At 73.4% G+C, this 23,857-nt stretch carries 26 protein-coding genes and 1 pseudogene; 18 read left to right on the forward strand and 9 right to left on the reverse strand.

The features are described from left to right. Positions 1–206 precede the first annotated feature (206 nt). The 3 genes from ACF9IK_RS32940 to ACF9IK_RS32950 form a co-directional block, all read right to left on the reverse strand. Entirely contained in the window at positions 207–1,826 is a 1,620-nt protein-coding gene (locus ACF9IK_RS32940) for an MFS transporter (RefSeq protein ID WP_395297722.1), read from the reverse strand. A gap of 98 nt (positions 1,827–1,924) precedes the next feature. Continuing rightward, positions 1,925–2,224, reverse strand: coding sequence for an SHOCT domain-containing protein (locus ACF9IK_RS32945; protein WP_395297723.1), 300 nt, complete (start codon positions 2,222–2,224; stop codon positions 1,925–1,927). Positions 2,225–2,327: 103 nt separating this feature from the next. Then, the gene (locus ACF9IK_RS32950) at positions 2,328–2,780 is read right to left on the reverse strand and encodes a DUF6325 family protein (RefSeq protein ID WP_395297724.1); all 453 of its coding nucleotides are present in this window, start codon (positions 2,778–2,780) and stop codon (positions 2,328–2,330) included. 506 nt (positions 2,781–3,286) lie between these two features. Between ACF9IK_RS32950 and ACF9IK_RS32955 the strand changes: the two genes are divergently transcribed. Next, a complete protein-coding gene (locus tag ACF9IK_RS32955) occupies positions 3,287–4,651 on the forward strand; it encodes a hypothetical protein (protein ID WP_395297725.1) in 1,365 nt (454 codons plus the stop codon). 148 nt (positions 4,652–4,799) lie between these two features. Next, a complete protein-coding gene (locus tag ACF9IK_RS32960) occupies positions 4,800–4,997 on the forward strand; it encodes a hypothetical protein (protein WP_395297726.1) in 198 nt (65 codons plus the stop codon). Between the two features lie 156 nt (positions 4,998–5,153). Here the strand turns inward: ACF9IK_RS32960 and ACF9IK_RS32965 are convergent, their stop codons facing one another. After that, entirely contained in the window at positions 5,154–5,735 is a 582-nt protein-coding gene (locus tag ACF9IK_RS32965) for a cupin domain-containing protein (protein WP_395297727.1), read from the reverse strand. A 146-nt stretch (positions 5,736–5,881) separates the two neighbouring features. Here ACF9IK_RS32965 and ACF9IK_RS32970 point away from each other — a divergent pair, with 146 nt between their 5' ends. Then, positions 5,882–6,760, forward strand: a complete 879-nt coding sequence (locus ACF9IK_RS32970) for a LysR family transcriptional regulator (protein WP_395297728.1) — start codon at positions 5,882–5,884, stop codon at positions 6,758–6,760. Between the two features lie 119 nt (positions 6,761–6,879). Here ACF9IK_RS32970 and ACF9IK_RS32975 read toward each other — a convergent pair whose 3' ends face one another. Next, positions 6,880–7,224 (reverse strand): hypothetical protein, encoded by a 345-nt coding sequence (locus tag ACF9IK_RS32975; protein ID WP_395297729.1) that lies wholly within the window; start codon positions 7,222–7,224, stop codon positions 6,880–6,882. 312 nt (positions 7,225–7,536) lie between these two features. On the opposite strand from ACF9IK_RS32975, the gene ACF9IK_RS32980 reads away from it, so the two are divergent. From ACF9IK_RS32980 to ACF9IK_RS32990, 3 genes are all read left to right on the forward strand, one after another. Continuing rightward, positions 7,537–8,118 (forward strand): GNAT family N-acetyltransferase, encoded by a 582-nt coding sequence (locus ACF9IK_RS32980; protein WP_395297730.1) that lies wholly within the window; start codon positions 7,537–7,539, stop codon positions 8,116–8,118. Between the two features lie 135 nt (positions 8,119–8,253). Beyond that, positions 8,254–10,035: a glycosyltransferase family 2 protein gene (locus ACF9IK_RS32985; protein ID WP_395297731.1), complete on the forward strand. Its 1,782-nt coding sequence runs from the start codon at positions 8,254–8,256 to the stop codon at positions 10,033–10,035. A 210-nt stretch (positions 10,036–10,245) separates the two neighbouring features. Beyond that, positions 10,246–12,504, forward strand: coding sequence for an acyltransferase family protein (locus tag ACF9IK_RS32990; protein WP_395297732.1), 2,259 nt, complete (start codon positions 10,246–10,248; stop codon positions 12,502–12,504). A gap of 56 nt (positions 12,505–12,560) precedes the next feature. Here the strand turns inward: ACF9IK_RS32990 and ACF9IK_RS32995 are convergent, their stop codons facing one another. Next, positions 12,561–13,115, reverse strand: a complete 555-nt coding sequence (locus ACF9IK_RS32995; RefSeq protein ID WP_395297733.1) for a hypothetical protein — start codon at positions 13,113–13,115, stop codon at positions 12,561–12,563. 504 nt (positions 13,116–13,619) lie between these two features. Between ACF9IK_RS32995 and ACF9IK_RS33000 the strand changes: the two genes are divergently transcribed. The 5 genes and pseudogenes from ACF9IK_RS33000 (at position 13,620) to ACF9IK_RS33020 (ending at position 17,393) form a co-directional block, all read left to right on the forward strand. After that, on the forward strand, positions 13,620–13,841 hold the full coding sequence (locus ACF9IK_RS33000; RefSeq protein ID WP_395297734.1) for a hypothetical protein: 222 nt from the start codon (positions 13,620–13,622) through the stop codon (positions 13,839–13,841). A gap of 342 nt (positions 13,842–14,183) precedes the next feature. Then, the gene (locus tag ACF9IK_RS33005; protein ID WP_395297735.1) at positions 14,184–14,813 is read left to right on the forward strand and encodes a class I SAM-dependent methyltransferase; all 630 of its coding nucleotides are present in this window, start codon (positions 14,184–14,186) and stop codon (positions 14,811–14,813) included. Positions 14,814–14,938: 125 nt separating this feature from the next. Further along, positions 14,939–15,529, forward strand: a pseudogene (locus ACF9IK_RS33010) (recombinase family protein); the annotation flags it as partial. A 297-nt stretch (positions 15,530–15,826) separates the two neighbouring features. After that, entirely contained in the window at positions 15,827–16,009 is a 183-nt protein-coding gene (locus tag ACF9IK_RS33015; RefSeq protein WP_395298750.1) for a P27 family phage terminase small subunit, read from the forward strand. 163 nt (positions 16,010–16,172) lie between these two features. After that, entirely contained in the window at positions 16,173–17,393 is a 1,221-nt protein-coding gene (locus ACF9IK_RS33020; protein WP_395297736.1) for a helix-turn-helix domain-containing protein, read from the forward strand. A gap of 295 nt (positions 17,394–17,688) precedes the next feature. On the opposite strand, the gene ACF9IK_RS33025 is transcribed toward ACF9IK_RS33020, so the two are convergent. Next, positions 17,689–18,216, reverse strand: coding sequence for a transposase (locus ACF9IK_RS33025; protein ID WP_395297737.1), 528 nt, complete (start codon positions 18,214–18,216; stop codon positions 17,689–17,691). 15 nt (positions 18,217–18,231) lie between these two features. Beyond that, positions 18,232–19,137, reverse strand: coding sequence for a transposase (locus ACF9IK_RS33030; RefSeq protein WP_395292269.1), 906 nt, complete (start codon positions 19,135–19,137; stop codon positions 18,232–18,234). Between the two features lie 231 nt (positions 19,138–19,368). Here ACF9IK_RS33030 and ACF9IK_RS33035 point away from each other — a divergent pair, with 231 nt between their 5' ends. The 7 genes from ACF9IK_RS33035 to tgmC all read left to right on the forward strand — a co-directional run bounded on the left by ACF9IK_RS33035 (position 19,369) and on the right by tgmC (position 23,223). Then, entirely contained in the window at positions 19,369–19,545 is a 177-nt protein-coding gene (locus tag ACF9IK_RS33035; protein WP_395297738.1) for a hypothetical protein, read from the forward strand. Beyond that, complete coding sequence (locus tag ACF9IK_RS33040; RefSeq protein WP_395297739.1) at positions 19,542–19,787, forward strand: hypothetical protein; 246 nt, start codon at positions 19,542–19,544, stop codon at positions 19,785–19,787. The genes ACF9IK_RS33035 and ACF9IK_RS33040 overlap by 4 nt, the downstream gene beginning before the upstream one ends. A 180-nt stretch (positions 19,788–19,967) precedes the next feature. After that, positions 19,968–20,243, forward strand: coding sequence for a PE domain-containing protein (locus tag ACF9IK_RS33045; protein WP_395297740.1), 276 nt, complete (start codon positions 19,968–19,970; stop codon positions 20,241–20,243). A gap of 259 nt (positions 20,244–20,502) precedes the next feature. After that, positions 20,503–20,631: a hypothetical protein gene (locus ACF9IK_RS33050; RefSeq protein ID WP_395297741.1), complete on the forward strand. Its 129-nt coding sequence runs from the start codon at positions 20,503–20,505 to the stop codon at positions 20,629–20,631. A 218-nt stretch (positions 20,632–20,849) separates the two neighbouring features. Beyond that, a complete protein-coding gene (gene tgmA / locus ACF9IK_RS33055; RefSeq protein WP_395297742.1) occupies positions 20,850–21,122 on the forward strand; it encodes a putative ATP-grasp-modified RiPP in 273 nt (90 codons plus the stop codon). Next, a complete protein-coding gene (gene tgmB, locus ACF9IK_RS33060) occupies positions 21,122–22,084 on the forward strand; it encodes an ATP-grasp ribosomal peptide maturase (protein ID WP_395297743.1) in 963 nt (320 codons plus the stop codon). The genes tgmA and tgmB overlap by 1 nt, the downstream gene beginning before the upstream one ends. Then, on the forward strand, positions 22,081–23,223 hold the full coding sequence (gene tgmC, locus ACF9IK_RS33065) for an ATP-grasp peptide maturase system methyltransferase (RefSeq protein WP_395297744.1): 1,143 nt from the start codon (positions 22,081–22,083) through the stop codon (positions 23,221–23,223). Before tgmB ends, tgmC begins: the two co-directional genes overlap by 4 nt. A 112-nt stretch (positions 23,224–23,335) precedes the next feature. Here tgmC and ACF9IK_RS33070 read toward each other — a convergent pair whose 3' ends face one another. After that, positions 23,336–23,770 carry a VOC family protein gene (locus ACF9IK_RS33070; protein ID WP_395297745.1) on the reverse strand — a complete coding sequence of 145 codons (435 nt, stop codon included), beginning with the start codon at positions 23,768–23,770 and terminating at the stop codon, positions 23,336–23,338. Between the last annotated feature and the right edge of the window lie 87 nt (positions 23,771–23,857).

Genomic DNA, 23,857 nt, shown 5'->3' on the forward strand with positions numbered 1-23,857 from the left:
TCCGGCCGGAGGCACAGGTCCGGCCGTCCCGCCGTCCGGCCGGCGTCGACCTCGCCGAACCGGCCGTTCACGTCGGCGAGGTCGTCGGCGGCGCCGCGCGGAGACGGGAGGGCGGTCAGGGGTGGCCGACGGGGCGTCGAGTGCCGGCTGGTGCCCGTGCGGAGCCGGCGGTCCGCTCATCCGGCGTGCCCGGCCCGCCGGACCGCTCACGGTGCGCCGGCGGTGGGCTCCTCGGTGGTGCGCCCCTCCTCGCTCGGCTTGCGCCGGGGGAGGTGGCGGGTGAACAGGAGGCTCACCGCGGTGATCCCCGAACAGGCGAGCACGGCCGTCTTGAGGCCGTCGAGCTGCGCCTGCCGGTAGTCGTCCACGATCGCGGCCGCCTCGTCGGGCGGCACCTCGGGGTGCGCGGCGAGGGCCGCCGCCACGTCGTCGGCGGGTACGAACGCCACACCCGCCTCCAGTTGGACGGCGGCCTGTTCGGCGACGGCGCCCGAGATGCGCGGGTCGTCCTCGATCCTGGTGCCGGCCGCGCCGGCCAGCGCGCCGATCAGGATGGCGCCGATGAGGGCCGTCCCGAGTGAGGAGCCGAGGTTCTGCGCGGTGTACTGCAGGCCGCCCGCCTCGCTGCGGTCCTTCGTCGCGACGCTCGACTGCACGGTGTTTCCCAGCTGGGAGGCGAGCATCCCGAGGCCGAGGCCGAGCAGGGCCATCGCGCCGGCGAACGAGGCGCCGCGCAGCTCGGGCTCGATGGCGGTGATCAGCCAGAGCGTGGCGGCGAGCAGGACGAGCAGGCCGGTCCGGACGATCGTCCGCGGAGAGGCGATCCGCAGCAGCAGCGTGCCGCTCATCGAGGCGGCGAGCATCGTCACGGAGACCGGCACCAGCTTCAGTCCGGTCTCGAAGGCGTCGAGCCCCTGTACCACCTGGAGGTACAGCGGGATGACGAAGAACAGCCCGAGCAGGATGGTGTTCTGGTTGAACAGCGTCGTCAGCCCCGAGCGGAGCGCGGAGTTGCCGAACAGGTCCAGCGAGACCAGGGGGTCCCGACCCCGGGCCTCACACCGGCGCTCGTGGCGGCAGAACGCGTACAGCAGCGCGGCCCCGAAGGCGACGACGAACAGGGTCGGCGAGAAGCCGAGGACGGTGAACGGCGGATTGCGCGGCTTCACCCAGCCCCAGGTGCCGCTCTGCAGCACGGCGAGGACCATCAGCGCGAGGCCGGCGGCCGACAGGACGACGCCCGCGGTGTCGAGCCGGGCCCGGTGCTCGGGCGGTGGCTCGGGCGGGATCCACCGCATCATGAGCAGGATCGCGACGACCAGCACGACCTCCCCGACGAACACCAGCCGCCAGGTCAGGTAGGTCGTCACCCAGCCGCCGAGGAGCGGGCCGACGGCGATCCCGGCCCCCGCCAGGCCGCCCACCACCCCGTACGCCACCGCCCGTTCCCGGCCGGTGTAGGAGCCGGCCACCAGCGCCGCCAGGGCGGGCAGGACGAGGGCCGCCCCGAGGCCCTCGATCACCGACCAGCCGAGGGCGAGGACCCCGAGCGTGGGCGCCGCCGCCGTGAGCCCGGAGCCGACCGCGTAGATCATCAGGCCGACGACGAAGACCCGGCGGCGGCCGAACATGTCGCCGAGCTTGCCGCCGGTGAGCATGAAGGCCGCCATCACCAGCGTGTAGAGGGTGATGACGGCCTGGATGGCGGTCACCTCGGTGTCGAAGTCCTCGACCAGCTGGCTGATCGAGACGTTCATCACCGAGGCGTCCAGCACCATGAGGAACTGGGCGGTCCCGAGCACGACCAGCGGCTTCCACCGGCCCATTGCGTCTCCAGGTCGTCGGGCCCGGCCCGGAGGGGGCGGGCCGGGCGTGGACGTCAGCGTGGTGCCGGCGGATGCCGGCCGGGCTTCCGACGCCGTCCTCAGCTGCCGAGGATCCGCGCCTTCTGGGCGGCGAACTCCTCCTCGGTCAGGACGCCCTGTTCCTTGAGGGTGGCGAGGTCCTTGAGCTGGTCGAGCTTGTCCTCCATGGTGACGCCGGCCGGCGGTGCGGCGGGCGCCGGCGCGACCGGCTGCGGGGCGGGCGCCTGCGGGGCGGGCGCCTGCGCGGCCTCCTGCTGCGCCCAGCGGCCGGCCTGGCGGCGCGAGACACGGTTCGACACGGCGGTGGCCGTACCGGCGACGACGGCCGTACGGGCGACTCCGCGAATGAGTCCTGGCATGGCTTCCTGCCTGGGGTCGGGGGGAAGGGTGGGCGCCGGCCGGACGGCGGGCGGCGCGGCCCGCGAGGGGCGCGTGGCACCGGGCCCGGCCGACGGGACGCGGTCAGACCGAGGCCTCCAGCGCATTGAGCGCCGCGACGACGTCCTCGACGGGGATCCGACCGCTCGCGATCATGCGGGCACCGGCGTGGCGCAGTGCCTTCACGAGCGGCGCGGCCCACAGGTTCTCGTAGAGGAAGACGGCGGCGGAGTCACCGGGGGCCAACAGGGCACCGGCCTCCGCGACGTCGTCCTCGCCGATCAGGCCGGAGGAGATGCCCTCGAAGAAGGTGAGGTCGAGTTCGCCGTCACCGGTGACGTCGGCCAGCGCGATGCCGCTGACCGTGCCGTCCTCGGCCTTCGTGATGAAGGTCAGGTCGAGGATGCGGATGATGCCGCGATCGACCAGGTCGACGAGGACGGGCATCCCCTCGCCGGTCATCCGGCTGCCCGGGAACTCCACGACCACGTAGTCGATGGGGCCGACTTCGTCGAGTTCGCTGGATTGGTTGCTCACGACGGCTCCTGACGGTGGGGTCCGATCGGCGCACCGCACGGCCCGGCGGGCGATCCGGTGCGCTCCTGCGACGCTAACCCGCCGCCGGGGGAGTGCGGATCACCTGCTGGGGGTGACCCGGAGCCGGTGCGGGGCCGACGGCGCGGGGGCGTTCGGGGGACCAGGGGTCACCCCGGTGGGGTAGTCCTGCTGGCCGCGTGCGGGGTGGCGGCACTTGGCTGGTCGGGAGGGCCCGTCACGGGCGCCGCAGCTGCGGGCCGCTGGAGGAGAGATACATGCCATCGTCTGAACCCGACAGTCCCCAGTCCGGTGGTGCCGAGTCCGGCGGTGCTCCGTCGGGTGGGACGGAGTCCGGCGGTCCCGCATCCGGGGGCTCGGAGTCCGGAGGTCCGGAGTCCGGTGTTCCCGCGGCCGGTGGCCCGGAGCCCGGTGCTCCCGCGGCCGGTGGCGCCGCGGCGGGTGGCCCCCCGCCCGCCGGCCCTCCGGCCGGTGCCCCGGCGCGCCCCGTGCCCGGGCCGACGGAGTCCGAGGAGCTGCGGGCGCTGCACGAGCGCGTGGCGCAGCTGGAGTCCGACGCCGCGAAGCGGGCGCCCACCCACCACCGGATGCGCACCTTCGGCTCCACCGTCCTGGTGATCGTCGCCTCGATCCTCTCCCTGCTGGCCGTCATCGCGGTCTGGGCCCACAACGAGGTGACCGACACGAACCGCTTCGTCTCCTCGCTCGCCCCGCTGGCCCGCGACCCCGACGTCCAGAACGCGCTGGCGAACCGGCTCACCAACGCCGCCGTCGAACAGATCGACGTCAAGGCACTGGTCAACGACCTCTCGCAGGCGGCCACCGAGCAGGGCGTGCCGCCGCGGCTCGCCGACCTGATCGGCGGGCTGAGCGGCCCCCTGGAGGGGGCGCTCACCAACGTCATCCACTCCGCCGCCGAGAAGGTGGTCACCAGCGACGCCTTCGCCACGGTCTGGGAGCAGGCCCTGCGCCTCGGCCACGCCTCGATGGTGAAGGCGCTGACCGGCGAGGGCGGTGGGGCCGTCCAGCTGAAGAACGACGAGGTGACCATCGACATCGGGCCGATGGTCGACAGGGTGAAGACGGAGCTGGTCGACGCCGGGTTCGCGCCCGCCGCGAAGATCCCGGCCGTGCACACCGACTTCGTGGTCTTCTCCTCGCCCGACATCGCCAAGATCAAGGGCGGCTTCCGGCTCCTGGAGGTGCTGGGCAACTGGCTGCCGGTGATCGTGGTGCTGGTCGCCGCGGCGGGCGTCTTCGTCGCCTTCAACCGGCGCCGCGCCCTGGTGGGGGCCGCGGTGGGCATCGCGCTGGCCATGCTGCTGATGGGCATCGCCCTGACGGTGTTCCGGTCCTACTTCCTCGACCACCTGCCGTCGGACGCCTCGCCGGCCGCCGCCGGTGCCGTCTACGACGCCCTGGTGACGTACCTGCGCACGACCGTGCGGGTGGTGGGCGTACTGGCCCTGGTGGTGGCCGTCGGGGCCCTCATGATCGGCCCCTCGCGAGCCGCCGTGACGATCCGCTCGGTCTGCGGCCACGGGGTCGCCGCGGTCCGGCACGCCGCCGACTCGGCCGGCTTCCACGCCGGTCCGGTGGACGCGTTCGTGCGGCGCTGGAAGCGGTGGATCGGCATCGTGGTGCTGCTCGGCGCCGCCGTGATCTTCGCCTTCTGGGACCACCCGACCGGCCTGGTGGTGTTCTGGTTCGCGGTGGTGGTGCTGGTGCTCTTCGCGATCCGCGAGTTCTTCGCCCCCTCGTACCCGGCCGGTGGCCCTCTCGTGCCGCGTGCCCAGGCCGCCGAGCCCGGTCCGCCGGCCGCGGCCGGCCACGGCGGCGCGGCCGGCGCCTGAGGACCGGCGTCCCGCCCGCCCGGGTGCGCCCCGGCCTCGCGCCGGGCTCACCTGGGCGGGGTGATGCCCGGGGGCGCCCGCGTCCGTGAGCATGGTGACGGGGCCGACCGGATCCCTCCGAGGGCCGGCGCGGTCCCGGGAGGCGTGGATGCGGTACGAGATCCGGGTTGCGGGCGCGATGACCGACGACCTGTTGCACGGCTTCCCCGAGCTGGAGAGCTTCGTCGTGGCCGGCCAGACCGTGCTGGTCGGCCGGATCGTCGACGAGGCGCACCTGTACGGGCTGCTCGCCCGCTTCCAGGCGCTCGGCCTGCGGATCGTCGAGCTGCGGCAGCGCTCCGAATGACCGGCCGGCCGGCCGGCCGCCCGGGCACGGTGACGGGCCGGGTGGCCCCGGGGAACCACCCGGCCCGGTCGTCGGCCGGTGTGGGCGCGGTCGGCACCGGCGGCCGTTCCCGCCCCCTCGGCGGGCGGCGCGCAGGCCCGGGCAGGCGGCGCGGCGTCAGACGGTGCGCAGCTCCTGCCACCGGGCGGGGTCGGCGAAGTGGACGTCGTACCGGTCCTGGTGCGCGTGCAGCGTGCCGAAGTCCTCCTCGCCCGCGGCGATCCGGCCCAGGTGGCGGAAGTAGCCGAAGCGCTCGACGCCGGGCGTCGCCACCACGAAGAGGTCGGCCGGTGTGCCCGGCGCCGCCCCGAACGCGTGCACCAGGCCGGGCGGCACCACCACCAGACCGCCCGCGGCGACCTCGACGAGCCGGTCGCCGAGCAGGAACGCGGCCCTGCCCGCGAGGACGTGGAACAGTTCGGTGCTGCGGGCGTGGTGGTGCGGGCGGGCACCGTCCGCACCGGGGGCGAGCAGCAGGCGGTTGGCCCCCAGGGCGCCGTGGGTGCCGCTGGCGTCGGCGAGCAGCCGGAACGCGCTGCCGGCGGTCAGCGGCACCTCCTCGGCGGCGTCGGGGTGCACCACCAGGGCTCCACCGTCGTCGGCGGGCGTGGGCCGACGGGCCGTGGCCGGAGCGGGAGCCGACGGGAACGGGCCGGACGGTGCAGGGCCGGACGGCGGCAGGACGGCGGGTGACGGCATGCGTGATCCTCCAAGTGGTCGCGCCCGGGTCCCGGCGGCGGGCCGGCCGGGCGGCCTTCATTCGACCGCGGGAATGGCGCCGCCACCAGGCGCGGTTGGCGATGGCACGGATCAGCTCCGGTGATGGGTGGACGGGAGGGCGGGGCGTGGAGCTCGGGCAGCTCAGGTATTTCCTCGCGGTCGTCGAGGACGGCGGCTTCGGCCGCGCAGCCGTGCGGCTCGGGGTGGTCCAGTCGGCGGTCAGCCAGCGGATCCGCGCACTGGAGCGGGGCCTCGGCCTGGAGCTGTTCGACCGCTCGGGCCGGCATGCGCGGCTCACCGCCGCGGGGGAACGCCTGCTCGTCGAGGCGCGGGCGGTGCTGGAAGCCGCGGACCGCACCCGTGAGGTTGCGGCCGGCCTCGCCGCCGGCGGCGACGGCCTGCTCCGGCTCGGCGTCGTGCACGGTCCCGGACCCCGGCTCTACCAGGTCCTCGGTGCGCTCGCCGAAGTGGCACCCGGGCTGCGCGTCCGCCCGGTCCGGCTCCCGCCGGCGCAGCGGCCCGCCGCGGTGCTCGCCGGCACCCTGGACGCCGCCTTCCTGCGCGGCCGGGTGACCGTGCCCGGGCTGGAGCTGCTGCCGATGTGGACGGATCCGCTGTACGCGGCGCTGCCCGCGGACCACCCCGCGGCGGCGGACCCGGAGCCGGAACCCGCCCGGCTGGCCGCCCTGCCGCTGCGCCTCGCACCGCGCGAGGCCAATCCGGCCTTCCACGACCTGCTGACGGGCGCCCTGCCGGACGGCGCGGGGTTCGTCCGCGGGCCGGAGTTCACCACGCTCGCCGGTGCGCTGAGCGGGATCGCCGCCGACCGTTCGTCCTGGACGGTGTTCTACCGGGTGGCGGAGCTGCCCGACCTGCCGGGCGTCGTGGTGCGTCCGCTGCGGACCCCGGCGCTGACGACGCACCTCGCCGTTCCCGCAGGGCCGCCCGGGCCGGCGGTGCGCAGCCTGCTCACCGCCCTGCACCGGGTGGCGCCCGGCGGGTGAGGGGCGGGCGGCCGGTACGTGCCGCGTCGTCCGCGTGTGCCGGGGCGGGCCGGTGCGTGCCGGGACGGCCGGGGTGGTGCGGCGAGCTCCGGTGGGCTACCCGGACGAGCCGTGGCGGACTACCGGACGGCGTGCGGGGCGCGGGGGCGGGAGCGACCGGCGAGGGCGGCGCCCGTGGCGGCGGTGGCCACCGCTCCGGCGGCCAGCAGCCCGCCGCGGGAGCGCCAGGACAGGACCGACCAGCGCGAGTTCGCGCAGAGCAGCGAGCCGAGGCTCAGCCAGGAGCCGGCGGACAGGACGGACATGGCCGAGCCGGCCGAGCCGATCGACAGGACGGACCCGACCGAGCCCACCGAGAGCACGGAGCCGACCGAGCCGATCGACAGCACCGAGCCGGCGGAGGCGATGGCGAGGACGGAGTCCTTGGACCAGAGCGTCAACGAGGATGCGGTTCGTGGCGACACCCGATGATCGTATGTCCGCCCTGGCACGTCGCGCAGCAGGTGGCGGAAGATCCGGGGTGGCCGGGCGGGAGGGGAGACCAGGGCTGCGGACGGGCGGCGGGCGTCCGGGCGCCGGGGGAGCGGACGGGGCGGCGCCGGGTGGGGCGGAGGGGAGCGGACGCAGGGGGTGCGGCCCGGTGCGGACGGGGCCGATGGCGGCCCCGCAGGCCGGATCGCTTCCGGCCGGTGCTGTGGCACGATTCCAGTGATCGGTACCGATCCGGTACCGGATCGGCATGCGTTCGGCCGCCCCACCGGAGAGACGAGGACCCCGTGCCCGAGACCACCCGAGAGACCGACCGGCCCCAGGCCGCCGCAACGACGGTCGACCTCGCCTTCCGTCCCGCGACCGTGGCCGACGTGCCCGCCCTCGTGGCGCTGGTCGAGTCCGCCTACCGCGGCGACGCCAGCCGGACCGGCTGGACCACCGAGGCCGACCTGCTGGACGGCCAGCGCACGGACGCCGAGGGCGTCACCCGCGCGGTCACCAACCCCGACGGCGTCGTCCTGGTCGCCGAGCCGGACGGCGAGCTGGTCGCCTGCTGCCAGCTGGAGCGCCGGGGGCGGCACGCCTACTTCGGGATGTTCTCCGTCAGCCCGGGCCACCAGGGCGGCGGGCTGGGCCGGGCCGTGCTGGCCGAGGCCGAGCGGTTCGCGGAGGAGGAGTGGGGCGCGGTCGAGCTGGAGATGACCGTGATCGAGCAGCGCGCCGACCTGATCGCCTGGTACGAGCGCCGGGGCTTCCGCCGCACCGGCGTCTACTCGCCGTTCCCGTACGGGGACGAGCGCTTCGGGATCCCGCGCCGGCCGGATCTGCGGTTCGAGAAGCTCGTGAAGGAGCTTACCCGGCAGTAGTCCTGACCTGCCGTCAAGCGACGAGCTGGGGCGATGCGGAGATGTCACACCTCGTTCATTATTGGTCTAGGCCAATGTGAGAGGGTGGCGGACGAACGGCCACGTTCCGTCCGAGCCCAGGGGGGCCATTTCCGCATGCCCGTAGCCCGTGGCACCGCCATGCCTGCTTCCGAGACCGGTCCGCGCCACCACGTCGCGGACGGTGCCCCGCGACCACCCGCTCCACCCGGACCTCCCGGTCCGCCTTCACCGCCAGTCCCGCCCCGGCTGCCCGCGCCGCCCGACGACGAGGAGCTCTACTGGTACTTCGGCCCGCAGCGCCGCTGGGTGCTGCTCTGCGCCACCCTCTCCTACGCCGGCGCCACCGCCACCCTCGGCCTGTTCGCGCTCAGCCGCCCGTTGCTGTGGCCCTTCCTGGTGCTGACCGTGCTCAACGCCGCCACCTGGCTGCTCTCCCTGACCGACGGCCAGCGCGCCCGCCGGTTCACCCGCGACTCGCACGACCTGCTGCTACGCGCCTGGCGGCCGGCCCGGTGCCCCTCCGTCGACCTCCTGCTGCCCACCGCCGGTGAACCGCTGGACGTCCTGGCCAACGCCTACCGGCACACCGCCGCCGTCCGCTGGCCCGGCGAGCTGACCGTCCTGGTGCTCGACGACGCGGCCCGCCCCGAGGTCCGCGAACTCGCCGAGTCCCACGGCTTCCGGTACCGGGCCCGGCCCGACCGCGGTCGGTTCAAGAAGGCCGGCAACCTCAACCACGGCCTGGCCGAGGGCGACGGCGACATCATCGCCGTGCTCGACGCCGACTTCTGCCCGCGACCGGACTTCCTGCACCACCTGGTGCCCTACCTCGACAGTCCCGAGGTCGGCATCGTGCAGAGCCCCCAGTGCTTCGACACCGACCCCGGCATGTCGTGGCTGGAACGGGCCGCCGGAGCCACCCAGGAGATCTTCTACCGCTGGATCCAGCCCTCCCGGGACGCCCAGGACGGCACCGTCTGCTGCGGCACCAATGCGCTCTACCGGCGTGCGGCGCTCGAACGGGTCGGCGGGTTCGCCGAGATCGACCACAGCGAGGACCTCTACACCGGCCTCTCGCTCGCCCGCGCCGGCTGGACCACCCGCTACGTGCCGGCCCTGGTCGCGAAGGGCATGTCGCCCACCGGCCTGCCCGCCTTCATCAGCCAGCAGTACCGCTGGTGCCTCGGCTCGCTCGCCCTGGTCGGCGATCCCGGCTTCCGGCGCGGTCCGCTCCCCCGCTCGGCCCGGCTCTGCTTCTGGAACGGCATCCTCGGCTACCTCACCAGTGCGGTGAACGTCTTCGCCGTGCCGCTGCCGGCGCTGATCATGCTGTTCTTCCGGCCCGACGAGATCGAGCCCTGGCAGGTGCTGCCGTTCCTGCCGCCGATCTGGGTCGCGCTGGTCCTGCTGCCCGCGATGTCCCGCACCCGCTGGCGGTTCGAGGTCACCCGGGTCCAACTCCTCGGCGGGCTCTGCCACGTGGTCGCCATCGCGCACGCGCTGCGCCGGCGCAGCGCCGACTGGGTGCCCACCGGTGCGGTCTCCGGCGGCAGTTCACTCGCCCGGACGGTCGCCCGGATCGGCGTCGGCTGGCTCGGCCTGGTCGTCCTCGCGGGCGCCGCCGGCCTCGCACGGGCCGTCGCCCTCCACGGCTGGCAGCCCTACTGGGCGCTCGCCGCGCTCCTCGGACTCACCGCCTACACGGCGGTCCCGCTCCTCCGGGCCCTTTGGCCCCTGCTGCGCGGCGGCAACGGTGCCGCCGTCGCCGAAGTCGCCCCGCCCGCCCGGCGCGGCTCGGACCTCGGCTTCGGCCGGGCCGAGGCGGTCGCCGTGACCGCCGTGCTGCTGCTCTGCGGCCTGCTGGCCTCGGGCTGGGCGGATCCGCTCGTCTTCTGACGTCCCGTCACCCATTCCTTCGATTCGCCGAGTTCCGTCGCGCGGCCGAGGCGCCGCCCGGTCGGCCTCCTCCCCGCTTCCTGCGCTCCCTGTTCCGCTGCTCTTCCTGCTCTTCCTTGCGTCGCCCCACCGGCGCGGACCCGCCGCCCGGCCGCCCCATCGGCCCGGCGGTCCCGACCCACCGCTGCCAGTCAGGCAAGGAGCACCGCCGTGACCACGGCCGTACCACCGAACGCCGTACCTCCGAACGCCGGGCGCCCGCCCGGCGAACCGTCGCGCGCAGAACCGAAACCCCGGGGCGCCGTCCGTCCCGCCCCCGAGACCGTCGCTCCCGACAGCGGCGACGCAGCCGATGCGGCGGCCCTGCCGGCCGTCTCGCTCGGGCTGGTGCACCGGCCGGCCGCCGTCGTGGCGTCCGCGTCCGCGACGTCCGCGTCCGTCGTCGCCCAGGGTGAGGAGACCCGTCGGCGGGCGGCCTTCCGCCCCGACATCGAGGGCTTGCGGGGCGTCGCCGTCCTCGCCGTCCTCGCCTTCCACGCCGCCGTCCCCGGTTTCACCGGCGGCTACGTGGGCGTCGACGTCTTCTTCGTCGTCTCCGGGTTCCTGATCACCGGCCTACTGCTGGCCCGACCGATCGGCCTCCGGGACTTCGCCGCCCGCCGCGCCCGCCGCATCCTGCCCGCCGCCGCCGTCGTCCTGGTCGCCACCGCCCTGGCCGGAGGAGCACTGCTCGACCCGCTCCGCGGCACCGATCTGGCCAGGGACCTGATCGCCGCTGCCGGGCAGTTCGCCAACTGGCGTTTCGTCGGGCAGCAGACCGACTACCTCGCGGCCGGACGCGACCCGAGCCCGTTGCAGCACTTCTGGTCCCTGGGCGTGGAGAACCAGTTCTACCTGCTCTGGGGTGTCCTGCTGCTCGGCCTCGCCCGCTTCCTCACCGGCCGCCGCCGCACCGTGGCGACGGCACTCGCGACCGTCGCGATCGGCGCCGGGTCGCTCGTGCTCTGCGTCCGCTGGACCGCCGGCTCCGCGCCGCTCGGCTACTTCTCGACCGCGAGCCGCCTCTGGGAGTTCGCCGCCGGCGCCTGCGCGGCGCTGCTCGGCCCGGCGCTGGCGCGCAGGTCCGCGCGTACGGGCGCCACCGGGCGGTCACTCGGTCGGGTGCTGCGCCTGGCCGGTTGGGCCGGCGCGGCGGCCGTCGTCGTCGCGGTCTTCCGGTACGACCGCGACACGCCGTTCCCCGGTACCGCCGCCCTGCTGCCCGTCCTCGGCACGGCCGCCGTCCTGCTCGCCGGCCCGGTGCACCGGGCCCTCGGCGTCGCCGACGTCGGCCGCCTGTTGGCCGCACGCCCGCTGCGGGCCGTCGGCCGCCTCTCCTACGCCTGGTACCTCTGGCACTGGCCGGTCCTGACCATCGCCCAGGCCCGCTACGGCACGCTGCCGTGGAGCACGCTGGTTGCGCTCACGGCCACCGCCGCCCTGCCGGCCTGGCTCACCCTGCGGCTGGTCGAGCAGCCGCTGCGCTACGGCAGCAGCCCGGCGCCCAGCCGCGGCCTCGCGGTCGGCGCCAGCGCCCTGGTGATCCCGCTGATCGCCGGTCTGACCCTCGGCGGCGGGACCGTCCGGGCGCTGGGCAGCGCCGGCGCCCCCGTGGTGGTCCCGGCCGGCGCTGTGGACGGTCCCGCGTTGCTCGCCCCCGGTACCCGGGTGCTCGCCCTGACGCCGTCGCTGGCCCGGGCCAGGGAGGACTTCCCGCCCGGCAAGGGCTGTGAGATCCCGCTCGGCGCCGACACCAGCCCGCGCTGCCTGTTCGGCGACCAGGACAGCCCCGACCGGATCGTGCTGCTCGGCGACTCGCACGCCGGACAGTGGATCTCCGCCGCGCTGACCCTCGCCGAGCAACGGCACTGGGCCCTGGAGGTGCTGGTGAAGCCCGGCTGCCCGCTGGCCACGCTGACCGTGCGGAACAACGTCCTCGGGCGCACCTTCGAGGAGTGCGACCGCTGGCGCGAGAACACCCTGACCCGGTTGGCCACCGGCCACCGGCCGAAGCTGGTCCTGATGGCCGGCCTCAACCGGTACGGGAGCCAGGAGGAGCGCGCGGACGGCTGGGCCCGCACGCTGGACCGCCTCACCGCGGTCGGCGCGCCGCTCGCCTACCTGGGCGACACGCCGATGCCCGGCAAGGACATCCCGACCTGCCTGGCCGCCTCGGACGGCCGGTCGGACGCCTGCTTCTTCCCCCGGGAGTCCGCCTTCGAGCGCGACCCGCTGATCGAGGGCGGGCTCGCCGAGCGCTACCGCGTCCGGGTGCTCGACCTCGGCCCGCTGCTCTGCCCGGGCACCGGCCCGGACTGCCCGGCGGTGCTGGAGGGCGTCGTGCTCTACCGGGACACCGGGCACATCACCGACACGCTCGCCCGGGTCCTGGCGCCCCGGCTGGACCGGGGGCTGCTGGGCGCGGGGTGAGGGGTGGGTTCGCACGGTTCGTCGGTGGCGGGGTGGCCGGCCGGCCCCCCGCCCCGTCAGCCGTAGAGGCCGTGGCAGAGGCGGGCCTGGTCCGATCCGGCCGGCCAGCGGCCCAGGCGCTCGGCCTGCTCGCAGAGCGATCCGATGCCGGGCACGGTGGGGCCGGTCGCCGGCGGGCTCGGGGCCTTGTTCGGGGCCGGGGCAGGGGCCGCCGGCGCCGCGCCCTGCCCTGCCGCGCCGCCGCCCGCAGGTCGTCGCGACGGCCCGGGCCGCGCCGTACGGCTCGGCGTGGACCGGGGCGCCGCGGCGTGGTCCGACCCGGTGGGATCGCCCTCCCCGGCGGTCCGCCCACCCGGTGCCTGCGCCTCCTCGGGCGAGGGGGTCGCCCCGGGTGCGGGCGAGGCCTCCGGCAGGGCCGAGGCGGCGAGGGGCGCGGTGGTGGGCGTCGACCCGCCCGGTACCGACACCGCCTCGGGGGCGCCGCCCACGGGTGTGGCGAGGGCGGACGACGGGGCGGAGGAGGGGGATTCCCCCGGGAAGCCCACCACCCCGGAGTTCTCGTCAGCCGACCCGGGCCCGCACATCACCAGGACGGCCGCCAGGGCGGCCACCGTCCCGCCTGCGGTGACCGCCCACCGCAGGCGCCGCCGGTGCTGCGGCCTGGTCGCGGACGCCGCCGCGCTGCCGGACCCGCCCGCGCGAGCCGAGCCCGCCGAGCCCGCCGGGGCAGCCCTGGGGAAGGGCACGGACGTGGACGTCGGTGCGGAGCGGCCGGCCGCCGGTCCGGGCGGCGGCGGTGGCACCGGCGGGGGCTGCCACGCGTGCTCGGGCCACTTCCACTGCCCGCTCTCCGGTTGCCCGCCCATCGCTCACGTCCTCCCGCCGAATGCCGCCGACCACCGGCGAGCCGATCCCCGTGCTCAACGAGCCCGCCGTCGCGGGGACATGACTGGAAAGGGGGTTCACCCCCCGGGCGTCGTCCCGCGCGTCCCTTCCGGCCCGCACACCGCCGCGTCCACCGGCCCGCCGCCCGGTTCGCCACCCGCCCCGCGCCGCCCTACGCTGCCTGCCGTACCCCGGGTGCGGACGTCCGGGGTCCGCCACATGCTGGGGGCATGGAAACCAACAAGCCGCTGGTCGAGGTCGCCGAGTTCCGCACCGACAGCCGCTACCGCCTGGTCCGCTTCGAGGGCCACGGCTGGGAGCCGCTGGGCCCCGAGGAGTTCGAGCCCCGCATCCACCAGCTGTTCCCGGACCTCGACCCGCACGACCCCGTCCGCGTCCAGTGGGCCGACCGACCCTGGGAGTGGCCCGCCTGGCACCCCGGCGAGGCCTGACCCCGGGCTCGGTCGGGGCCGGCGGGCCGGCCCTCGGCGCCGGCCGCTCCGCCGCGCCCGGGCCGCCGTTCCGGACGCCGTGCGAGAAGCCGAGGGGGAGCCGGTGGGCGTCGAATGTCCCGTCCGGGGTGGCGGCGCCCTCGGGGGACTCACTGCAACCGGGCCCTGACGTGCGACGTCCACCGGCGGTTGAAAGGGCGCGGAGACCAGGGCAAGATCGTCGTGAACGTGCGGGCCGAGCGTTGCACCACGGCCGGCGTCGCCGTCCCGGTGCCGACCGGGCGTCGACCGACCGGGTGGAGGGGACGCCACGGCCCGCGGTCGAGCGCCGGAGGGGGAGCTGTGCCGAACGGGCTGGCGAGCAACGCGGGTTACGGCGAGCAGGCGGAGGAGCTGGTGCGCCAGTACGAGGGTGTGACGTTCGAGGAGGTGCACCGTGAGGTCCTGCACCTCTTCCCCGAACAGCCCTCCGCTGTACTCGACTTCGGCGCCGGTACCGGCCGCGACGCCGCCGCGCTCGCCGCCCGCGGCCACCGGGTCGTCGCGGCCGAGCCGACCGCCGAACTGCGCCGAGCCGGGCAACGGATCCATGGGGACGCCGGCATCCGCTGGGTCGACGACGCGCTCCCGGAGGCGTCGGGGATCCGTGCATCGGGCGAGCGCTTCGACCTGGTCCTGCTCTGCGCCGTCTGGATGCATCTGGCCGACCACGAGCGGCCGTCGGCGATGGACACGATCGCCCGACTGGTCGCGCCCGGCGGGCGTGTCCTCCTCTCGCTGCGGCACGGTCCGGTGCCGCCCGGCCGGCGGATGTTCGAGATCACGCCGGAGGAGACCGTCGAGCTCGCCCGGGCCCGCGGGCTGGACCTGTTGCACGTGAGCGAGCGGACGGACCTGCACGGCCGGCCGGGCGTCAGCTGGCACCTGCTCGGGTTCGAGTCGCCCGCCTCACCGGGCCGGCCGACGGCCTGACTCAGTCGAGGCAGAACTCGTTGCCCTCGGGGTCTCCCAACACACAGAACTGGATGTTCTGGAGTGTGAGAGATGGCAGCGGCATCTGTGCTGGTCAGGGGCAAGGCGGGCTCCCCAAGTGGGACATGGAAGATGCGCGCAACCCACTGTCCGGCACGGTGTTCACCGAGACCCTTCGGGGTGTCCGGTGCATCCGGCTGTCCGTCCTCACGGACGAGACCACCAGCCCCGAGCGCCAGCGGGAAGCGTGCGACCACGTAGCCGGAGACCTGCGGGTCACGTTCGGCGAGGGTGAGGCGCTCCGCGAAGCGGTGGACCTTGACGTCAGCGCGTCCAAGACGTCCCCGTGGGAGCGCCCGCAGCTTCTCCGCTGGCTCAGTAACCCGGGCGCGTACGACGCGCTGGTGTTCTGGCGTTTTGACCGTGCCATCCGGTCCATGGGGCACATGTACGCCCTCGCCAACTGGGCGCGCGAGCAACGAAAGGTACTCATCTTCGCCGAGGGTCTGGGCGGGGGCCGGCAGGTGTTCGACTTCCGCAACCCCATGGACCCCATGGCGGAACTCCAACTGTTCATGCTGGCTTTTGCCGCACAGTTCGAGTCGCAGTCCATCAGCGACCGCGTCAGCGGCGCACAGGCCGCCATGCGCAAGATGCCGCTTCGCTGGCGCGGCGGTGGCCGCCCGCCGTACGGCTACATGCCCGCACCCATGCCCAGGGTCATTGCGTGATCGAGAAGTGTCCGATTCGCGATTCTCGCGAGTGATGCACCGTCATGAGCCGTTCTGTGGCGGATCGGGCGGGAAAGCAGTGCAGGCACGGTGCCGGTGATCATGTGGTTGTCGAGACCCATGAGAACCGAGCGAGACCGTGCCTGCCCGAACATCATCCCCTATGCCCCCGGCGTTGGAGCAGTTGACTGCCCATGTCTCCCCGCTCGCCCCGGAGGGCGCCGCTGACCTGCGCCGATTCCTAGCCGCCGTCCCCGACCGAGGCCCTGGGCTGAGCGGGACCTGTCCGAACGCGGACTCATGGTCACCGCCGAGCGTGGCACGGTGAAGAACGGCGCCGCCACCATCGCAGCACAGTACCGCTCTCAACTCTCGCGATATATCAGAGAATTGGGGCTCTCGCCGAGTGCGCGAGTGGCCATTGCCCCGCCGGAGTCAGCAGACGACTCCGATATCTGGGACTGATCGGTCCCGCGCACATGAACGCCCCCGTCCCTTCCGCCTTCATCGGGTGGTTGGGCCGGGGCCTTGTTGCGTTCCCGCCCGCCACCCTGCCTTCACTCGCCCCTTCCCACGTGCTCGGTTCGAACCGGTGTTGGCCCAGCAGCGCTGGTCCTACTCTTACCCCATGGCTATGGCTGTTGATCCGGCGCTGTCTGTTGGCCAGCGCATCAAGCTTTTCAGGGAGCGCGCGGGCAAGTCCCGTGCCGTGCTGGCCGGGTTGGTAGGCCGTTCAGAGGGATGGTTGAAGGCTGTTGAGAACGGCCGGCTCCTTCCGCCTCGTCTGCCCATGCTGGTGAAGATCGCAGAACACTTGGGCGTCGAAGACCTGTCGGCCCTGACAGGGGACGTATCGATGCCCCGAGCGCTGTTCTCCGGAGCGGAGCATCCGGCGCTGTCGGTGGTCCGGCGGGCCGTTGACTCGGCGCCCCTGGGCCTGGCCGATGGCTCAGTCCCGAGCATCGATCACGTTGCGGCTCAGGTGGCTGTGGCTTGGCAAGCTCGGGACTCCCGAGGCGACCACCGTACGGCTCTTGGGGAACTGCTCCCGGCGCTGGTATCGGCCGCGTCGGTCGCCGCATCGCACCCTGACTGCCCGGATCGTCGGCGTGCTGAGGCACTGTACGCCTCTGCTCTGAATCTCGTTCAGATGTTCGCCGCCTACCAGGGGGATGGAAACCTGGTCTGGCGCGTGGCGGAGCGTTCCTTGGCGACCGCCCGAGCGTCCGGTGATGCCGTCGCGGTTTCGCAGGCTTGTTGGTTCCTGGTGGAGGCGTTCCGGAAGTCCGGACAGTGGGACAGCGCCCAGACGCTCACTGAAGAGGCTCTGCGGCTGCTCGGGCCGGTCAGGGGTGATTCCCCGTCGCTTGCTGCGGCATGGGCAGACATGGCGTTCCATGCGGCCATTACGTACGCTCGCGCGGGAGAGTCGGGCGAGGCTTGGGGCTGGTTCGACCGAGCCGAGGAGGTCGCCAGGACCCTGCCGTCTGATTTCTGGCACTCGCCGACATCCGGATCTGCACGGGTAGTCCCGGTGCACGCTGTGACAGTCGCTGTCGAGCTGCGACAGGTCGGCACCGCCTTGCGGTGGGCTGACCGGCTGGCACCGGCGGAACTTCCTGCGCGGCCGAGGCGGGCACGGCACTTGATCGAGGTCGCGCGGGCATACGCGCTGCGGGGCGAACCGGATTGGGTGGCATCGCTGCTCACCGACGCAGTGGAGGCAGCGCCCGACACCGCCCGGTGGAACCATGAAGCTCATGACTTGGTCAGGGGCCTGCTGGACGGCCCGCCATCTGTTCGAACTGCCGCCCGAGACCTTGCAACCGCTACCGGGCTTGCTGCCTGACGGATAGTCATGGGCGCAAACTGTGCCCCTCGGCCGCGCTGAGTGCCCGTACCGTCCATGGGACGTGACGGGCACTCAGCACTTTGGAGGCCGAATGAGCAGCATGCCGACCAGGGAACTCCCGTCGGTTCTGACCCGAATCCGCAGGTAGTGGCCGACGGCCTGTCAGTTGGTCTCTTTGCTGGCCGTCGGCGCCGTTGTGGCGTGGCCGGGTAGGCCGGTGGCCCGGCTGTCGCGCGGGTGGGCGGCTTTCCAGGGCGGTGTCGGGTGGTTCGGGCCCGGTCGGGGCAGTCGGTCAGGCTGCTGAAAGGTGCCGGTGGGCACGGATCCGGGCCAGCGTGTTGGCGATCAGCGCACGGGCCGCGGCGGTGAAGCGCAGTTCGTGGCGGCGGGCGGTGACCGTCCATCGGGCGGCGCGGTGGATCAGCAGGCGTCTCACGGTGGCGATGCGGCGGCGGGCGGTGCCGATGGGGGCGAGCATCTGGAGCCACGCGGTGAGGTTGTAGGCCAGGAGCGCGCCCCACGTCCACATGCTGTTGACCGCGTGGGAGCCGGAGGGAAGGTGGTTGAGTCCCGCGCCGTGGGCGGTGTCGCGGAACAGTTCCTCGATCCGGGTGCGGCGGCGGAACTCCCACTCCGCGGCCGCGATCTCCTCGTCCAGGTCCAGCTCCTCGTTGGTGACGAAGAACGAGTAGGCGTATGCCTGGTCCTCCAGACCCTCCAGGGCCAGGGCGAGCTGGTCCTTGCCGACGGTGCGCGAGCGGCGCGAGCGCGGATCCGCGGACAGCTCGGCGGCCTGGTAGCGGACCCGACGGGCGATCACGCGGGTGCCCTCGGGTCAGCCGGGCGGAGCGTAGGCCAGCACGGCGACCTGCGCGGTCGGGTAGTCCAGGGCGTCGATCCAGTCGTCCTCGTGCACGGCGGCGACCGCCCGCCACAGCGGCCGGCTGCGCGGGACGCCGAGGCGGAACAGGCATCCGCGGGCCGCGATCTTCTCCGCGACCTTCCCGGCGTAGTAACCCGTGTCGCCCTGGATGAGGACCGGACCGGTGGCTCCGGCCGTGCGCACGGCGTCCACCGCCCGGTCGATCTGACCGGGGGCGTGGGTGCGGCCGTCCGAGCGGCCGTCCAGGAGGTCGGCGGCCAGGACGGTGCCGGCCTGGGCCCAGTGCGCGGCGTGCACCCGGCCCGAGACCTCGCCCTTGTAGGAACGGACGACCTGTTCCTTGCGGGTCGAGTAGACCTCGATGTCCTTGGCGTCCAGGTCGACCGTCACCCGCCCGGCCAGGATCCGGGCCCGCTCGGCGACCGGGAGTCCGGCCAGCGCGCGGGCGGTGACCTGCGCACACGCCCGCTCGATACCCTCCCGCCTGGCCTGGTCGAACCGCGCGGCGAGCGTGGCGGCCGTCGTGGACGGCGGGACGGGCGCAGGCAGCAGCCCCTCACCGACGACATCCGCCCGCAGCCGGTCGAAGCCGACCAGGTGGTCCTCGCCGGTCAGCTGCACCGCTGCCAGCGCCAGCGCGAACTCACCCCCGGACAAGCCCCGGTCACGCTCCTTGACCGGACCGACCGCCGCGTCCAGCGCGGCCGTGACGCCCAGCGCCCGGTCCAGCTCGGCCACCAGCACCAGGCCGCCGTTCTCGGTCAGCGACCCGTCCACCCCGCCCAGCTGGGCGTTCAGCCGGGTCCAGCGCCTACCGGGGGCACGGAAGGCGGTACGGCGACGCGATATCTTGTTCACCTGGCAGGTGTCCTTGCCGGTAGAGCGATCAGGCGTAGAGAACCTCGATCATCTCAAACCGGCACGGACACCTGTCGTCGTATCAGCCGCTACACCGCACCACTACCTGCGGATTCGGGTCTGACACACACGGACTGCCAGGAGACGAACCGGACCGTTACTCGCTTCGGGGACTGGAAGTTGCGCCCGGATGACCCTCGGATCGTACCGGCGCGCTACGTCCTGTCCTGTGTGTCCGAGGACGAAGACGGCACCATGTGCGGCGAGACGTCCCGGCCGAGTGCGGACGTGGGGGCCGTGGCGGAGTGGGCGCGCACGCACACGTGGCTCAACCAGGACCACCGGTCGTACAGCCTGGACGCGGCCTCGGTCCCGATGGTGCTGGTGCCCAACGAGGAACCGGCGTGAACCGCAAGGCTCTTGCTGCCTGTGCCTTGGGCGTGACGCTCGCCCTGGGGCCCGCCGTTCTGGTGGTCGCCCTCGCCAAACTCGACCCGTACGCCGCGCGTCGGTGGGTGTGGTGGTTCTTCGCCCTGGCGGTCGCCATGCTCGGCATCGTCTACGGCGGAGACTGGGAAACCTGGTGGCGCCGAAGACGTGCCGCTCGGCGGATCACCGTTCGCCACGTACGCACCGGAGACCCGCCGTGACCCTCGCTGTCGAGGTGCTGCCCGCGCTCGGCGGGCTCGGCCCCGGCCGAGCTGTTCCACCGGGCTCCGTTCCTGACGCCGCACAGCCCAGCGTTCTGATGGGCCCATCACATCGTGGTGCCGCAGCACGCTGCCGGGGTCGTACCAACAGGTCCCCTACGAACCGGAAGGAATCGCACAATGACCGGCGCGCTCACCACCATCCGACAGCCGTTCAACCTGGCTGCGGCGAGCGCCGAGCTGCGCGCCCTCGGGCGCACGCTCGACAACCAGGTGACCAGCCAGACCGGCGCGACCACGGCCGAGCTTGACGCCACGCTCGACAAGATGCGGGCGGTACACGACAGCGTGATGCGCTACCACGGCGTTGACATGGCGGCCGTCCGAGCGCGCGTCGCCCGCCGGCACCGCACCGCCGACCCGGACGCGCACCAGAGCGTCATCCAGGCGGCCTGACACCCAAACGCCACCCGAGACCCCCGGCAGGTACCTGATTTGCCGCCAGGCTGCACAACCCCCGCCCTGGTGACGTGACGGTGGACGGCACGGACGACCAGGGCGGGGCGCAGACGATTCATGGTATGGAGTCGAGATGCACGAGTGCCCCCAGGGGCCCGGACACAAGGTCGAGACGACCACGGAGCCCGGTGCCTTACAGAGCGGTCCGGGCGGGCCCTTCTGGCGGTGCCTGACGTGCGGCCGATGGGGCGGTGTCATGAGCGCCGAGTGGGCCGAGCTGTTCCCCGGTGAGCCCGTGCTGTTCCCCCTCGGGTGGACGCACCCCGGCGAGCCGGCCCGCTCCGCACTGCGTGCCCCCTCGGGCGTGGATAGTCGCGCCCGGTGAACTCCCGTTCCGGCGGGCGGGGAAGGGTCAACGCCCCCGCCGGGACGGGGCCCAACTCCCGCTCCGGGCACATCATCCTCCGTGTCCGGAGCGGGGCACGACCACTCCGACCGGTTCGACCCTGGACAGGGCGATTCGGCCGAGGTGGGATAGACAACTCGGCTTCGCAGCCGAGGTGTTGAACTTCGACGTTCGCAGGAAACGGAGGTACAGCACAGATGACGCAGACGCCCGCACCGTGGGGCACACAACGGATGGGGCCGTACGCGGCCACCACCACGGTTCCGCAGTACACGCCCGTGATCGACCCCGAAACCCAGATCGCGGTCATCGTGGACGAGCACGGCCGAACGGTCGAACTGGGCAACCACGGCACCAGCACAAGCGGCCTGACCCCCACCACGACCACGCCCGGTGACGGCTCCGGCCCGGGTGGCGCAACCGACTCCGACAGCACCGAGTCGTACGACCAGGACCAGAGTTCCGGCTGATGCGCGACAGCAGGTCGGTACTGGTGCTGACCAACCCCTACGACGTGACAGCGGACGTGGTGCTCAGACTTCTAGCCGAGCGCCGGGTTCCTGTGGTCCGTCTCGACCCCGGCACCGACCTGCACACGGGTGCCTCGCTGACCGCCACGTACCGCACGGGCGCCCAGCGGGGCACCCTGCGCACGGCGAGCCGGGAGATCGACACCACCCGGATTCGGTCCGTGTGGGTGCGCAGGCCCTCGCCCTACGAGGGGCCGCCGGAGTTGAGTGGCCAAGACCGGCGGTTCGCTGCCGAACAGGCCCTGTGGGGCGCCGGGGGCATCCTCGCGTCACTGCCCGGCGCGCACTACGTCAATCATCCGTGGAACAACCGTGCTGCCGAGTTCAAACCCGTGCAGCTCTCGACCGCGCAGCGCTGCGGGTTCCCTGTGCCCAGCACGGTGATCACCGACGACCCGCGCGAGGCTCGGACGTTCGCAGCCCAGCAGCCCGGCGGAGTGGTCTACAAGCCCGTGTGGAACACGCCCTACCGCGTGGACGATCAGCCGCACAGCGTGTGGGTCCGGGAGGTGCACGCGGCCGAGATCACCGACGCCGTGTCCGCCTGCCCCCACATGTTCCAAGCCAAGGTGGACAAGGCGTTCGACGTGCGGGTGACCGCCGTGGGCGACCGACTGTTCGGGGTCCGGATCGACAGCCCCGATCTCGACTGGCGCTACCGTCAAGACCTGATGACGTGCACCTCGATCGAGGTACCCGCGTCGGTCGCCCGTGCGGTCGCGGCCTATCTCGCCGAACTCCGTTTGCACTACGGCGCGTTCGACTTCGCTGTGACCCTAGCGGGTGACTGGTACTTCCTTGAGTGCAACCCGAACGGCCAATGGGCGTGGCAGCCAGCGCAGACCACCGCCGCTGTCGCCCAAGCTCTTACCGACCAACTGGAGAAAGGCCCCGACACGTGAGCACATCGGCTCAGCTTCGCAGCGCCCTGGCGGACAGGCTCGCCGAGGACGGCACCCTCACCGAACCCGAGTGGCGCAGCGCGGCCACCACGGTTCCCCGCGAACTGTTCACGGGGTCCTACTTCCTGCCGGTGGCGGGCAGCGTTCCCACCAGCTACCGGCCCGTCCGCGAGGGCGATCCCGGGTGGCTGGAGGGGGTCTACTCCGACGAGACGCTGATCACCCAACTGGACGGCCGGACCAGGCCCGACGACGTGACCGAGGAGGCCGTGACCGGCTCCCCGTCGTCGTCGTCCACCCTGCCGTCACTGGTGCTGCGGATGTGGCAGCAACTCGGCGCGGAGGCCGGTCAGCGGGTGCTGGAGATCGGCACCGGAACCGGGTACTCGACCGCCCTCGGCGCACACCGCCTCGGGGACGCCAACCTGACCAGCATCGAGTATGACCCGGTGGTCGGCGGGGCTGCTGCTACGGCGCTCAAGGCGGCCGGGTTCGCGCCCCGGCTGATCATCGGTGACGGGCTGCGCGGCGACCCGCAGGGCGGGCAGTATGACCGGCTCATCGCTACCTGTTCGGTTCGGTACATCCCGCTGCCATGGCTGCACCAGGTGAAGCCCGGCGGGAAGATCCTGGCCACCCTCTCCGGGTGGAGCTACGCCAACGCCCTGGCGCTGCTCGACGTGACCGGCCCCGGAGAGGCCACGGGCCGGTTCCTCCCCGGCTACACCAGTTTCATGATCGCCCGGCCGCACGACCGGCCGCCGCGCCCTACGCTGGCCCTGCTGCCCGGGGATGAGCGTCCGAGCCAGATCGACCCCGCCAAGCTCGACAACTGGACCGGCGGTTGGGTCGCGCAACTCGCGGCCCCATCGGCCGAACGCATGGGGGCGGGAGCGGAACAGATCCTCTGGGACGTGTCCACCGGTTCGCAGGCCCGGACGGCTCCCAACCCTGACGGCGGGTGGACCGTTGTCCAGCGCGGTCCCGTTCGTCTGTGGGATCGCGTGGAGCGGGCTGTGGAGCGCTGGCAGGACGCCAACGAGCCCCACCAGGAGAAGTTCGGGATCACGGTCTCGGCCGCCGGTCAGCGGGTGTGGCTCGGCACCGAGGACGGCCCTGGGTGGGACCTTCCGATCTGACGCACGCGGGTCCGGCGGTCAACATCACGCACCGCCCTGGCGGGTGGTCAGACAGCAAAACGCCCCGTTCGGCCAAGTGCCGGGCGGGGCTTCTTTGTTACTTGACCTGCGGCTATGCTGCGCAGAACTGGTAGTCGCGTGTGTTGGGGTCCTGCATCGGGATGCAGGCATCGTCGCCGTCGTACAGCGTCTGCACGTGAACCGCCCCGAGCGGGACCAGTCGTGCACATTCGGCCTCCAGTGCGGCGAGGCGCTCCTCGCCCACGAGCCCGGTGCCGACCCGCACGTCGAGGTGCACCCGGTTCTTGGCGGCCTTCCCCTCGGGGACGCGCTGGAAGTACAGCCGCGGGCCCGCACCTGAGGGGTCGATGCAGGCGAACCAGGAATCCCGCTCCTCGGGGGACTGCGAGCCCTTGTACTCGTCCCACGTGGCGAACCCCTCGGGCGGCGGCGGTACGACGTACCCCAGCACCTCGCACCAGAAGCGCGCAAGGCGCTCAGGTTCTGCGCAGTCGAAGGTGACCTGGACCTGCTTGATGGTGGACATCGGCGCACCATACCAAGGCGGACGCTGCCGCTCAGCCCGTTTCCCGCCGGCGCCGGTCGAGGCGATTGTCAGCGGCGGCAGGCGAGT

The sequence above is a fragment of the Kitasatospora hibisci genome (genome assembly GCF_043950205.1).
Taxonomy (GTDB): Bacteria; Actinomycetota; Actinomycetes; order Streptomycetales; family Streptomycetaceae; genus Kitasatospora; species Kitasatospora hibisci.

What these genes read in the sequence shown, in the direction of transcription:
- ACF9IK_RS32940 (WP_395297722.1), bottom strand. Translation starts at nt 1,826, where the DNA reads ATGGGCCGGTGGAAGCCGCTGGTCGTGCTCGGGACCGCCCAGTTCCTC.
- ACF9IK_RS32945 (WP_395297723.1), bottom strand. Translation starts at nt 2,224, where the DNA reads ATGCCAGGACTCATTCGCGGAGTCGCCCGTACGGCCGTCGTCGCCGGT.
- ACF9IK_RS32960 (WP_395297726.1), top strand. Translation starts at nt 4,800, where the DNA reads ATGCGGTACGAGATCCGGGTTGCGGGCGCGATGACCGACGACCTGTTG.
- ACF9IK_RS32965 (WP_395297727.1), bottom strand. Translation starts at nt 5,735, where the DNA reads ATGCCGTCACCCGCCGTCCTGCCGCCGTCCGGCCCTGCACCGTCCGGC.
- ACF9IK_RS32985 (WP_395297731.1), top strand. Translation starts at nt 8,254, where the DNA reads ATGCCCGTAGCCCGTGGCACCGCCATGCCTGCTTCCGAGACCGGTCCG.
- ACF9IK_RS33000 (WP_395297734.1), top strand. Translation starts at nt 13,620, where the DNA reads ATGGAAACCAACAAGCCGCTGGTCGAGGTCGCCGAGTTCCGCACCGAC.
- ACF9IK_RS33020 (WP_395297736.1), top strand. Translation starts at nt 16,173, where the DNA reads ATGGCTATGGCTGTTGATCCGGCGCTGTCTGTTGGCCAGCGCATCAAG.
- ACF9IK_RS33045 (WP_395297740.1), top strand. Translation starts at nt 19,968, where the DNA reads ATGACCGGCGCGCTCACCACCATCCGACAGCCGTTCAACCTGGCTGCG.
- ACF9IK_RS33050 (WP_395297741.1), top strand. Translation starts at nt 20,503, where the DNA reads ATGAGCGCCGAGTGGGCCGAGCTGTTCCCCGGTGAGCCCGTGCTGTTC.
- tgmA (WP_395297742.1), top strand. Translation starts at nt 20,850, where the DNA reads ATGACGCAGACGCCCGCACCGTGGGGCACACAACGGATGGGGCCGTAC.
- tgmB (WP_395297743.1), top strand. Translation starts at nt 21,122, where the DNA reads ATGCGCGACAGCAGGTCGGTACTGGTGCTGACCAACCCCTACGACGTG.
- ACF9IK_RS33070 (WP_395297745.1), bottom strand. Translation starts at nt 23,770, where the DNA reads ATGTCCACCATCAAGCAGGTCCAGGTCACCTTCGACTGCGCAGAACCT.